Origin of the sequence: Polaromonas sp., from assembly GCF_018780625.1 — a bacterium.
In the GTDB taxonomy this organism is placed as follows: Bacteria; Pseudomonadota; Gammaproteobacteria; order Burkholderiales; family Burkholderiaceae_C; genus Polaromonas.
On sequence record NZ_JADMJK010000054.1, the window covers coordinates 69408 to 82138 of the forward strand.

Annotated in this window: 9 protein-coding genes; 4 read left to right on the top strand and 5 right to left on the bottom strand. The window is 62.9% G+C overall.

Annotated features, from left to right (window positions below; all coding sequences use genetic code 11):
• Positions 1-8: 8 nt before the first annotated feature.
• From IV091_RS04965 to IV091_RS04985, 5 genes are all read right to left on the bottom strand, one after another.
• Positions 9-1709 (bottom strand): DUF1302 family protein, encoded by a 1701-nt coding sequence (locus IV091_RS04965; protein ID WP_293465941.1) that lies wholly within the window; start codon positions 1707-1709, stop codon positions 9-11.
• A gap of 763 nt (positions 1710-2472) precedes the next feature.
• Positions 2473-2907, bottom strand: coding sequence for a limonene-1,2-epoxide hydrolase family protein (locus IV091_RS04970; RefSeq protein ID WP_293465944.1), 435 nt, complete (start codon positions 2905-2907; stop codon positions 2473-2475).
• Between the two features lie 2 nt (positions 2908-2909).
• Positions 2910-3722, bottom strand: a complete 813-nt coding sequence (locus tag IV091_RS04975) for a glucose 1-dehydrogenase (protein WP_293465946.1) — start codon at positions 3720-3722, stop codon at positions 2910-2912.
• A 15-nt stretch (positions 3723-3737) separates the two neighbouring features.
• Entirely contained in the window at positions 3738-5897 is a 2160-nt protein-coding gene (locus IV091_RS04980) for a molybdopterin-dependent oxidoreductase (RefSeq protein WP_293465948.1), read from the bottom strand.
• On the bottom strand, positions 5894-8173 hold the full coding sequence (locus IV091_RS04985; RefSeq protein ID WP_293465950.1) for a molybdopterin-dependent oxidoreductase: 2280 nt from the start codon (positions 8171-8173) through the stop codon (positions 5894-5896). Before IV091_RS04985 ends, IV091_RS04980 begins: the two co-directional genes overlap by 4 nt.
• Positions 8174-8411: 238 nt before the next feature.
• Between IV091_RS04985 and IV091_RS04990 the strand changes: the two genes are divergently transcribed.
• The 4 genes from IV091_RS04990 to IV091_RS05005 all read left to right on the top strand — a co-directional run bounded on the left by IV091_RS04990 (position 8412) and on the right by IV091_RS05005 (position 12731).
• Positions 8412-8774, top strand: a complete 363-nt coding sequence (locus IV091_RS04990; RefSeq protein ID WP_293465952.1) for a nuclear transport factor 2 family protein — start codon at positions 8412-8414, stop codon at positions 8772-8774.
• A 12-nt stretch (positions 8775-8786) separates the two neighbouring features.
• On the top strand, positions 8787-9563 hold the full coding sequence (locus IV091_RS04995) for a ferredoxin--NADP reductase (RefSeq protein ID WP_293465954.1): 777 nt from the start codon (positions 8787-8789) through the stop codon (positions 9561-9563).
• Between the two features lie 111 nt (positions 9564-9674).
• Positions 9675-11333, top strand: coding sequence for a DUF1302 family protein (locus IV091_RS05000; protein WP_293465957.1), 1659 nt, complete (start codon positions 9675-9677; stop codon positions 11331-11333).
• A gap of 33 nt (positions 11334-11366) precedes the next feature.
• The gene (locus IV091_RS05005) at positions 11367-12731 is read left to right on the top strand and encodes a DUF1329 domain-containing protein (protein ID WP_293465960.1); all 1365 of its coding nucleotides are present in this window, start codon (positions 11367-11369) and stop codon (positions 12729-12731) included.

Here is a 12731-nt window from a genome sequence, read left to right on the forward strand (position 1 = left end):
GGATGTGGTTAGAACGAGGTCTTGTAGGTGAAAACCAGCCAGGCGCGGTCGGTGCCGCTGGCGGCGCTTCCGGTGCCGCCAATGAGCGTGTTGCCCGCTACGTTGTACTTGGCTGGCGCCCTGACGTCTGAGTAGCGCAGCGAAAACTCATGCTTGACCTGGTAAGTCATTTTGGCGCCCACCGACCAGGAAAGCACGCCTTCAGCACCGCCCCCGACTGACGGCGCGTTGCCCCGAATGCCGTAGTTGAGCGTCATGGGCAGATCCAGGTCCCAGGAAGGGAAAATTCCCAGGTACTGCGGTGTGAAGTTGACCGCCATTTGCAAGAAATCCTTGGTCGCGCAACCGTCGGACTTGTCCCCTGATCCGGCCACGCCAGGCGTTTGCAGGTTTCTGCAATTGGCCGTGCCCACGCCTCTGTAGAGGCTTTCGTTGGCGGTGACGCTTTGCAAGCGGCTGTAGGCCAACTCGCCAATCACACTGCCTGTGTCCCACAGCGCCGTCTTGGGCAACAAATAAATACCGCTGGCGACGGCGTGCAGCGTGTTGCCGCGCGGACCTTGCTTGTCCAGCGAACTGATGCCGGTGCCGACGAGCGCGCCGTTTTTGCGCAATGACAGCTCCGAGCCGAAGCTGACAGGGCCAATGGCACGCGCCAGACTGACACCGGTAATTTTCACATCAGGCTGATAGTTAAAACGGAAGGTCGCGGGTACGGTGGTCGCTACGTTACCCGGCACCAGCCGGGTGAAGCTGGTGAACTCGACAGCGCCTGGGTTGTAATCGTTGAATTGACGGTGGTACAAGCCCACAGTGCTGTTGATCGGCTCCACATTCAAGCGCGCACTCAAGCCCCAGTTGCTGCCACGTTTTTTAGGCTCAACAGCGCCTACGTTCCTGGCGCTAAAAGTAGGCGTGAGTCCAAGTCTGTCAATGTCCGGCGTGGTGTCGCCATTGCTCAGGTAGGTGCCGCTGTTGGGCGCGCGGGTCGGCTTCCAGTCCAGTGCGTACTGGCCGGCAATGGTCAGGTCGCTGGTGAGCTGCGCCTTGAACGACAGCTGGTTAACGGGCAAAAACACTTCCTTGGTCTCGATGCCTGGGCTTGAGACCGCCTTTTGGCCATCAATGGGAGCTTGCGAATAAGCCACTGAATGGGCGCCCAGCAGCAAGCCTTCGCCCCAATACAAAGAATGCTGGCCCAGCTTGACATTGACCGGCACTACGCCAAGGTTGAAATTGCTCCAGACAAATGCATCAAGAAACTCGGCTGACGGGCCATTCACATAGCGAGAAACCTTGGCGTTGTACTGATCGTTGAAGTAGCTGGTTTGACGTCCTGCAGGCGATCTGACGCTGTGATCGTCATAGGCCTTGTCATACCAGGCGGAGCCGCTGACACGGGCGCCGAAACGCTTCTTGTAGTTCACGTCGACCTCGCTGAGTAGGTCGATCCTGTTGGTCACGATGTCATGCTTATTGAACTTGGAATCGGACTCATCGTAGGAGGGGTTGGCTAGAATACGCGCATCCTGCGCATCCATGCGCATGCCCAAGTTGTAGCGGACCGTGTTGTCCCAGCGGATTTTCACATCCTCGTTACCAGAATCAATTTCAATGGCCATGGCCGCCGAGCTACAGGCGACAGCCACTGCAACGACCAGTGTTTTTCGAGCGAACAGCGCCTGGGCTGGTTTGTATTTCCGGGTCATCTTCATCATCCTTCTCCATCCTGTGGTGGTTTTGCCAGGCCGCAGCGCAGGCCCTCAAAGCCAGTGCGTTCGCCCTGTGTTGTCTTCCTTATTTCCCCCCTCGCGCCATGCACAATTCATTTCAATGCTGTGAACTCAAGCCGCCTCGTTCGTATTTAATGACTTCTGGCTAATTTCCACAGTAAGTGAATTCTGCAATCCGAATTGAATTCTGTATTAAAAATTTATTTTGCTTATTCACGTTTCTACTTAGATGTGTTCAAAAAACGACTTTCTGTCTCACGTAAAAATAAAATGGCGTTTGAACGGCATCGAGCACGGCGCCATGGCAGCCTCGGGAAAGCGGAATCGGGGCGAGCGATTGACTGAGCCGCAGGCGAGTTCGGACTCGCCCCCTTTTCCAGGGGCAGCGCAGGCCAGGCAGAACGGGACTCTTGGGAGACGGATTCGGGCTCGGAGGCAGGCATTTTTCAATAAAAATTGCCTCTAGCGCAATACCAGAGGGCGTAAGCAGCTATCGAACCTGTAGCGCCATGATTTATTGATGGATACCGGGCGTGGCTGTCTTGAACCGCGCAGGTTGCCAGAAGCGAAGCTCAGGAACCCAGACAGCCGGGTCGCCGTCGGGCGGTTCCTGGCCAGCCAGCCCGCGAAGAGAACATCAGACTAAAAATTCCATGGCATTCAGTGCAACCGGAGAAAGCGCCACAGGCCGATTCGACTAAAAAATAAAACGATCAGCGCCCCTCCCGCGACCAATGAATCAGGCCTGTGCCGCTTCCAGCCCCGACAGCCGCGCGGGATCAGCCCCGGTCTGGCGCGACAGGTCGTAGGTGTCGAAATACTCGCGCCAGGCGGTGATGAGTCCGTCATCATCGAGTTCGAAAATTGCCATCAGCGCATGGCGCACCGTCTTGCCATTGCGGATGAACAGGTCAAGGCGCTCCGTGGCCACCATGTGGTCGTTGGAAACCATGTGGATAGTGCCGCAATGGGGAAACGACACATAGCCAAGCTGGCGATGGATCTCGGCGCGAATGGCGTCGCGGCCACGGATCACCGGCCCGCCCGGGATGTACAGCTCCCATTGGCCATCGGGTGCGAACATCGAGGCGATTTTTTCAATATCGGGCACGCGTTCGCCGTCGCCCCAGGCGGATAAAAATTCGCGAACGATGGCTTCCTGTTTCTGTCCCATGGTCAAGCTTCCTTTGGTTTTAATAAATTGCGCACCACCTGCACATAGGGCACGGCGCAGCTCATGCCGCCGTCCGAACGCATCAGGGTGCCGTTGATGTAGGCTGATTCATCCGAGGCAAGGAACAGCGCCAGCGCGGCGATGTCCTCCGGTTGCCCGAGACGCGGCACGTTGTGCAGGTCGAGAAAAGCCGCGTCCATTTCCGCATTCGCCCAGGCCTGCTGCGCCGGCGTCTGGATCACGCCGGGCAGGATGGCGTTGCAGCGGATGCCCTGCTTGCCGAAGGTGGCGGCGATGGTCTGTACATACCAGTTCACCATCGCCTTGGAGCCGCCGTAGCTGAACTGCGCCACGTCCCCGCCGAGCGAACTGGTGGAAGACGTGAACAAAATCGAACCGCCGCCCTGGCGCAGCATGTGCGGAATCGCCATCTTGCTGGCCAGCACGCCGCCCAGCACATTGACCCGCACCACATCGAAGAAACGCTCGCTGTCAAAGGCCAGAAAGTCCTTGTCGGCCTTGCCTTTGCCTGAGGTGTTGACGGCGTTGTTGTAGAGAACGTCGATGCGGCCGAAGTGCGACACCGTTAGGGCGATCATCGCCGCGAGCTGGTCTTCCTGGGCGACATCGACGGCCATCGCCAGCGCCTTGCCGCCTGCCGCCTCGATCTCGCGCACCACGGCCTCGGCTGCGTCACCGCGCAGGTCGGTGACCAGCACGCGCGCGCCTTCGCTGGCAAAGCGCAGCGCGGTGGCGCGGCCAATGCCGCTGCCGGCGCCGGTGATGCAGGCGACCTTGTCTTTCAATCTTTCCATACTGGGTTTCCTTCGTTAAAAAGCTTGAGTCGTCACGGGAATGGCGGACATGCGCGGCATGGCGTTGATGGATTCGAACACCCGGTCATTGCGCACCAGCAGGTTGGTCGATGCGCCGTGGCGTTCGTAGCTGGCGGGCTCGTTGTCGGCGCGGCCCCAGTTGTGGCTCATCGACACGACGCCGCCGCGCAGCGTGGCGTCAAGCTTGACGATGGCGACAATCTCGCCGTACTGGGCGCGGATATGCACCCGCTGGCCGGCGGCCAGGCCCAAGCGCACCAAGTCGGCCGGGTTCATGTGCAGCGGGTTGTAGGGGTTGCGCTGGCGGATGCTTTCAGTCTCCATGCCGATGGAGCCGTTCACGTCGCGCATGCGGCGCACGATCAGGTGAAAAGCGGCTTTGGCCATGTCATCCGTTGCAGGCTCCGGCGGCGACTGGGCGGCGACTTCGGCCAGTTCCGCCACCACGTCGGGCGGCGCCACGGCGAAACGGCCGGCCTGCGGCCGCGCTGGCTGCACGGTGGCGGGCGGGTCGCGCCGATCCCAGACAGCGCCGGGACTCTGCTTGATAGCCTCCAGAGTGACCGTCGCCTTTTCCAGACCGAGCGCCAGCAATTCCTCGGAACTAGGCAGCCGGTCCAGCGCCAGCGGCTGGCCGCCGTACTGCATCTTCAAGCCGAGCCGCCGGGCCAGCGCGAAGAACACCTGCCAGTCGTCGATCACGTCGCTGCCTGCCGGCGGCGCGATGGCCGCTGGCGCGAACTGCGTCCAGGCGTCGGGGTACAGCGACTTGCCCAGCGTCAGCGGCAGGTCATCGCGCTCGTACTGCAGCTTGGGCGAGAACACATAGTGCGCTTCTTCGGCGGTGGTGCTGAGGTGAGGGTCGATGACCACCAGCAGCTCCAGTGAGCGCAGCGCTGCGAGCATGCGCGCCTTGTCGGGCACCGAGTTGGCGATGTTGGCCCCATCGACGATCAGCGCCTTGATCTGCCCCGGCCCCGGCGTCAGGATTTCGTCGGCCAGCGTGGCCGTGAGCTTTTCGCCGTAGAGGTGGCCGACGCCGCAAATACGGCTTGGGGGTAACTTATCCCAGGGCCGGGTCGGCGCCACCACGTCGGCATGCCAGGTGACGGGCGGCTGCAGCGGGTCGTGGTGCGGCATGGGCTCGCCTGCCCGCTTGAAATGGCCGCAGACCACGTCCAGGCACTGGATCAGGTGCTCGGCCAGGTTCGAGCGCGGCGCCATGCTGGTGCCGGTGCCGGTGATCACCGCGCCGCGCCGCGAGGCCAGCGCGAACATGTCTGCGGCCGCCCGCAAGGCCCCGGCGTCAATGCCGGCGCGTTTGGCAACTTCCTCCGGGGTGAATGGATCGACAGCGCGTCGCAGCGCCTCCACACCCTCGACATGCTGGGCGCAGAACGCCGCATCGTGCCTGCTTGATTCCAGGATCAGGCGCAGCAGCCCGGCGGCAATCACATGGTCCTGGCCGGGCAGCGGCTGCAGGAAGATGTCGGCATGGTGCGCCGTTTCGGTCTGGCGCGGATCGACGACGATGATCTTGAGGCCACGCGCCCGCGCCGCTTTCAAGCGCCGTGTCGGGTCGCTGACCAGCATGCCGCCGGCCGAATGCGACACCAGCGGGTTGCAGCCGAACACCAGCAAGACTTCGGTATCGTCCACATGCACTTGGCCGGCATGCCACGAACCGAGCCGGCCGGCCGCGATGTACTTGGCCGACTGGTCGATGGTCAGCGTGGTGTAGAGCGACGAGGAACCCAGCGCCCGCAAAAACTCGCCATGCATCCGGAAAGCCGTCGAGTTGTGAAAGGCCGCGGTGCCGCGAAACAGCGCCACCGCATCGGGACCATCGCGCGCGATGATGGCAGCCAGCCGCGCCGCGATGTCGTCCAGCGCCGCATCGGTGCCCACGCGCTGCATCGCGCCATCCGCAGCGCGCTGCAGCGTGTGCAGCTGGCGCGACGCGCCATGGTGGGCGTCTACCGCCTGCAGTCCCTTGAAGCAGGCGTAGCCCTTGCTGATCGGGTGGTCGCGGTCACCCCGGATACCAATGATGCGGCCTTGGTCAACGGTCAGCACCACGCCGCAGGCGGCGATGCACATGCGGCAAAAGGACCTGGCTTCGTGCGGTACGTCAGGAGGAGCGGTTGCGGTCATCCAGCCACTTTATCGGCGCTGCGCTGGCTGTGTGCCGCCAGCGATGTCGATAAAACGCTGGAAGCATCGACGAGCCGCGTGACGCTGACCGGAATGCCGTTGAGCACCGCATTGCCCGAGGCCGCATCGACAAAGGGGCCGGGACTCAGCAGGTTGATGTTGATGCCTGCATGCTGCGCGGCCACGCGGGTCTGGGCGCCCGGCGCGCCATGGCCCCAGCCGTGCGGCAGCGACACCACCCCGGGGCGAATGTCGTCGGTGACCTCGACGGCCACCTGCACCGCGCCGCTTTCGCTTTTGACCTCGACTGTGTCCGAGGCGGTGATGCCGAGCCGCTGGGCATCCTGCGTGTGTATATGCAGGGTGCAGCGGTCCTTGCCGCGCACCAGCGCGTCCACGTTGTGCATCCACGAATTCAAGGAACGCAAATGGCGCCGGCTCACCAGCACCAGCGCGGGCGGCTCGGCGGCCATCGCCTGCTCCAGCCGGGGCAGGTCGGCCAGCACATGCGCCGGCGCCAGCTCGATGCGGCCGGAAGGCGTGGTCAATGCCGCGTCGCCCTGCGGCCCGGCCATGCCGAGAATGATGCCGTCCGGCTGATCGATGAACGTCTGCAGCGTCAGCCCGCCCGGATTCTGGCCGAAGCGCTCGCCAAACGGCCCGCCGCGAATGCACAAGTCAAGCACGCGGGCGCCGCCGTGCTCCGGCAGCGCCGCCAAGGCGGCTTCGCGCGGGATACCGGTCTGGTCACACATGCCGCCGAAATACTCGTCATCCAGCGCATCTAGGTCGGCTGTCGGATTGCCGCCCATGATGGCCCCCAGGCGCGTGAGCACTTCCCACTCGGGCGGACGGTCTTCGGGCTCGAACAGGGTGGGCGAGTAATGCCCGCCGATGCTCAGCGAAAACGGCCAGGCATACACGTCCCAGTGCGGCTGCTCCAGCGGTGACAGGGCCGGCAAGATCACGTGCGCATGGCGCGTGGTCTCATTGCGGTACAGGTCGATGCTGACCATGCATTCGAGCAGCGGCAGGGCCGCGTCCAGCCGGGCCGAGCCTGGCGCGGACAGCACCGGGTTGCTGCCCATGGTGACCAACGCCCTCACCTGCCCCGGACCCGGCGTGTCGATTTCCTCGGCCAGGGACGATGCCGGCACCTGGCCCAGCACAGAAGGCACGCCGCGCGTGCGTACCAGCTTGCCGTGCAGCGGCGCGCCGGGCGGGTACGGCGGGTTCAACGACAGGTGCGGCGCCACCTGCGTGCTCCACAGCGTGCCGCCCACCGCATCCAGGTTGCCGGTCAGCGCGCCCACCACATCCACCAGCCACGACGCCAGCGTGCCGAACTCCTGGGTGCAAGTGCCGATGCGGCCATAGACGGCGGCACTGGGCGCATCGGAAATCTCTCGCGCCAGCTGGACGATGACGTCCGCCGGTACGCCGCAAAAGGCCGATGCGCGCTCGGGCGAGTAAGCCTGCGCCGCCGCGCGCAATGCTTCCAGGCCGTTGACCCGTCCTTCCAGCTGCTTGAGCCGCACACGGCCTTCCGCAAACAGCACATTCACAACGGCCAGCATCAGGGCGGCGTCGCCGCCAGGACGAATCGATATCCACTGGTCCGCCACCTGCGCGGTGCCGGTGCGCACCGGATCAACCACGATGACGCGGCCGCCGCGCGCGCGCAGGGCCTTGATCGCGCCCATGGCATCCGGGTGCGAAAAGATGCTGCCCTTGGACGCCGCCGGGTTGCCGCCGAAGATGACGAACAGGTCGGTGCGGTCCACATCCGGAATCGGCATCTTCCACATGTCGCCATACATCAGGAAGTTGGTGACGTTCTTGGGCAGCTGGTCCACGCTGCTGGACGAATAGCGGTGCGCAAAACGGCCCTGGCGCACCAGCATGGCGGTGTAGCGGCTGGTGTCAAAGCCGCCCTTGCTCATGTTGCCGCTATAGAAGGCAAAGGCCTGCTGGCCATGCCGCTCGCGCACGCCGGCGGCCAGTTCCTCGATGCGCTCGAAGGCGGCTTCCCATGAGACTTCACGCCACTCACTGCCGTCGCGCACCATCGGCCGGCGCAGGCGGTCCGGGTCGTGGTGCAGCGCGCCCAGCGTCGTGCCCTTGGGGCAGATGTGGCCCCGGCTGAAGGCGTTGTCGAAATCGGGCCGGATGCTGATCACCTGCTGATCGGCCACGGTGACCTTCAGGCCGCACATCCCTTCGCACAGCGGGCAGGTACGGCGGTGGACGTAGGATTCTGGGTTTGAGGGGTTCATGCCATTCTCGGTAAAAAGAGTCGGCCTTCAGTCTAGGCAGACTGGCAGCGCAGCGCGGGCTTGAGAACATCGCCCAAATGCACACCGGTAGCTTTGGGTCGCAGCGCTTTAGCTTGTGTCGATTGGGAAATGCTTTTCCAGGTTTCATCGATAGCGCTTGTCCGCCATTAGCGCAAGGGCGTCCCGACAATGATTTGGCACCCGCAACGGCAGGTGCTTATTCACACGAGGACTGAAAATGACAACACGCACCCCCCAGGAAATCCGTTCGTTTCTGCACCAGCAGGTCGAGTTCTGGAACGCTGGCAAGAAAGACGAAATGTTTGCCCTGTACCACGCCATGGTGCCCGGCAAGATGACCATTGAATATGTCGGCATTCCGGTGCTGGAAGGCTGGGCCGCGCTGGAAGACATGTGGCAGCGCTTTGCCGGCAAGGTCCACATCGACGTGAAGGAGGTCATGGTGACCGGCAGCGAAGCCGCCTGCTATCACCACAACAAGACCATTGGCACCGACACCCCGGCCCGGCCCAGCATCGAGCTGTACAAGTTCGACGGCGACGATGTGCAGATCCGCTACTTCCACGCCGCATCGCTTTGAACGCGGACGGCCATGAGCAATCTGCACACCGAGCGTGTGGTGAGCGTCCACCACTGGAACGACACGCTCTTCAGTTTCCGCACCACGCGCGAACCTTCGCTGCGCTTTGAAAACGGTCATTTCGTGATGGTCGGGCTGCCGGTCAACGGCAAGCCGCTGCTGCGCGCCTACAGCATCGCCAGCTGCAACCATGAGGAACACCTGGAGTTCTTCAGCATCAAGGTGCAGGATGGGCCGCTGACCTCGCGGTTGCAGCACCTGTCCGTCGGCGACGAGGTGTTCGTCAGCAAAAAACCCACCGGCACGCTGGTGATCCACGACCTGCGGCCAGGCCGGCACCTGTACCTGTTCGCAACCGGCACCGGGCTGGCGCCGTTCCTGTCGGTCATCCGTGATCCGGAAACGTACGAACGCTTTGAAAAAATCATTCTGGTGCATGGTGTGCGGCGGGTGGACGAACTGGCTTACCGGCAGTTCATCACCGAGGACCTGCCTCGCCACGAAGCCTTGGGCGAGCTGCTGCACGGCAAGCTGATCTACCACCCCACCGTCACGCGTGAAGCTTTCCACAACCAGGGCCGCCTGACGGACATCATCGAGAACGGCTCGCTGTTCGAGGCCATCGGCTTGCCGCCGCTGGACCCGACGCTCGACCGCGCGATGCTGTGCGGCAGTCCGGCCATGCTGCAAGACTTGGGCGCCATGCTCGATGCACACGGTTTTTGCGCCTCGCCGCAAGTCGGGGTGCCGGGTGACTACGTGCTGGAACGCGCGTTCGTTCAGAAGTGAAGCGCCAAAGACACTTTTTGCATTTCATCAGTAGCAACGGCGCGCGACAGCGGGCCTGCACCGCCGGATGATGAGACCGCCGAAACCACACAACAACGAGGAGACAACCCCATGCGCATCCGCTTTCGCCATTCCCCGGCCTTGACCGCGATCTCGCTTGCCGTTCTGGCCGCATCAGGCAGTGCCAATGCTATCGAGATCGACACTGGCAACCCGGATCTCACGCTGCGCGCCGACACCACCGTGCGCTACAACCTTGGCGTACGCACCGAAAAACAGGACAGCCGTATCCTGAACAACCCGACCTACGACGAGTCTGACAGCAAGTTCGACAAGGGCGACATCGTGACCAACCGGCTCGATCTTCTGGGCGAACTGGACCTCAACTACAAGAACCAGTTCGGCGCGCGCGTCAGCGGCGCCTTCTGGAACGACCAGGCCTACCACGACACCAGCGTGCGCACCGTCGCGCCGGGCTTTTCCTCCAGCTACCTCGGCAACCGCTACAACGACACCGTCAAGCGCTACGTGGCCGGGCCTTCGGGCGAGGTACTCGACGCCTTTGTCTGGAGCAACTTTCGCCTGGGCGAGACCCCGGTCAACGTCAAGATCGGGCGCCATACCAATTACTGGGGCGAAGGATTGCTGTTCGGCGCCCATGCGATTTCCTATTCGCAGGCGCCCGCCGACGGCGTGAAGGCATCGACCAGCCCGGGCATCGAGACCAAGGAAGTGTTCTTGCCGCTCGGCCAGATTGCCGCCCGCGCCCAGGTCACCGACAGCCTGAGCGTGGCCGGCCAGTATTTCTACGAATGGAAAAACACGCGCCTGCCTTATGGCGGCACCTACTTTGCGCCAGCCGACATGCTGTTCGAGGGGCCAGACAGACTGCCGGTGGCGGCCAATGGCGCTGCGTTTTCGAGGCTGGATTCGGTCAAGCCCAGGCAGTCGGGCAACTGGGGCGTAAGCGCCAAGTACAACGCTGAGGTGATTGAATCGACGCTCGGGCTGTACTACCGGCGCTTTGACGATTATCAGCCCTGGCTCTCGCCGCAGGTGCTAGGCGCACAGGGCGCCTACCGCCTGGCGTATCCCAAAAATATCTCGCTTGTCGGCGCCAGCCTGGCGCGCGTGATCGGGCCGGTCAGTGTCGGCTCCGAACTGTCAATGCGCAAGGACGGTGCGCTCAATGCCACCGGCATCAGCGCCGCCGACAACGAAGGACCGCGCGGCGACACGCTGCATGCCATCGTCAACGGCGTCATGCTGTTTCCCAAAACCGCGCTGTTCGACACCGCCAGCCTGGCCGCCGAATTCGCCTACAGCCGCTTGCTGCGCGTGAATTCGCATGAAGAACTGTTCAAAGGCGTGGGCTACGGCGCCTGCCGCGCACTGGAAACACCCGGCGTGGTCGGTTCGGGTAGCAAAGCGGACGGTTGCTCCAGCAAAAATTATGCAGCAGTGGCGGTCAACTTCACGCCGCAGTGGCTGCAGATCCGGCCGTCGTGGGACATGGACTTGCCGCTGTCCATCAACTACGGCATCAAGGGCAATGCCGCCAGCGCCGGCGGCGGCAGCGAAAAGGCGCTGACCTATGCCATCGGCATCAAGCTGACCTATGGCCAGCGGCATGAGTTCACGCTGCGCTACGCCGACGCACTGGCCCGGCCGAAATACAACCCCGGCGGCACCGCCCTGCTGGGCGGCAACGGCAGCGTCGGCAACACCGACCGGGGCTGGCTGGCCTTCACCTACAAAACCGGCTTTTGAAGCCAATTCAATACCGACAGGAGACATTCAAAAATGAAACACATCGCTCTAGCCGTCGTCATGCTGACGGGCCTGCTCACCGCTGCCCATGCCGAGGTCTCTCCGGAAGAAGCCAAGCAACTGGGCGGCACGCTCACGCGCTTTGGCGCCATCAAGGCCGGCAATAAGGAAGGCACGATTCCGGAGTACACCGGCGCGCCGGTCAAGATTCCTGCCGATTACAAGCCGGGCAGCGGCATCTACACCGACCCCTTCCGCGCCGAGAAGCCGCTCTACCGCATTGATGCGAAAAACGTTGATCAGCATGCGGACAAGCTGACCGAAGGCCAGAAATACCTGCTCAAAAAGAACCCGACCACCTATTACATCGACGTTTACCCAACCCACCGCACCGAGACGTTCCCGGAAAAGGTGCTCAAGGCCAACGAGCGCAACGCCGTCGCCTGCAAGGGATTGAAGAACTACGACGCCATCGACGTCGCCTGCCGGGGCGGGCTGCCCTTCCCGATTCCGAAGAACGGCTACGAAGTGATGTGGAACCAGCATGTGCGCTACCAGGGTGAAGGCGTCATGTTCAACCCGTCGCAGCGCGGCTGGCTGGTCGATTCCACGGGCCGCCCGACCATGACCTCGGAGCAGCTGGCGCGCACCGAATTTCCCTACTACCAGACCGAGCAGGCCGACCGCGATCCGCAGATGTACTTGCGGACTTACGCCATCACGCGCGCGCCGGCACGGCTGGCCGGCGTGGGCAGCGGCATTGCCGATTACCTCGACATGGACCAGAAGCCGCGCCGCGCCTGGGGCTACACACCAGGCCAGCGCCGCGTGCGGCTGGCCCCGGAATTTGCCTACGACACACCCATCGCCAGCCTGGGCGGCCTGTCGCTGTTTGACGAGTTGTGGTTGTTCTCCGGCAAGATGGACCGCTTTGACTTCAAGCTGGTCGGCAAGAAGGAAATGGTCCTGCCCTACAACAGCTACAAGTATTACTTCGGCTGCAAGGCCGAGGCCAAGCTGATGCCGTTCCACGTTGACCCGGCCTGCGAACGATCCGAGTTGCACCGCGTATGGGTGGTCGAAGCCACCTTGAAACCCGGACAGCGCCACGTCTATTCAAAACGCGTGTACTACATCGACGAAGACGGCTACGGCGCCGGCATGTTCGACGCTTTCGACCAGAGCGGCAACCTGTACCGCGCCATGTTCAACCTGAACGTGCCTTTCTACGATTTTGGCTTTGTCTATGCAGGCGCCAGCATCACCTACGACTTCAACAAGGGCATGTACGGCACGGTCGCCGACGCCAGCGTCGGCGGCATGCATTACTCGCCAGCGCCTCTGTCCGAGCGCGACATGGGCGCGGACGCGACGATGATGCGGGAAAGCGTGCGCTAA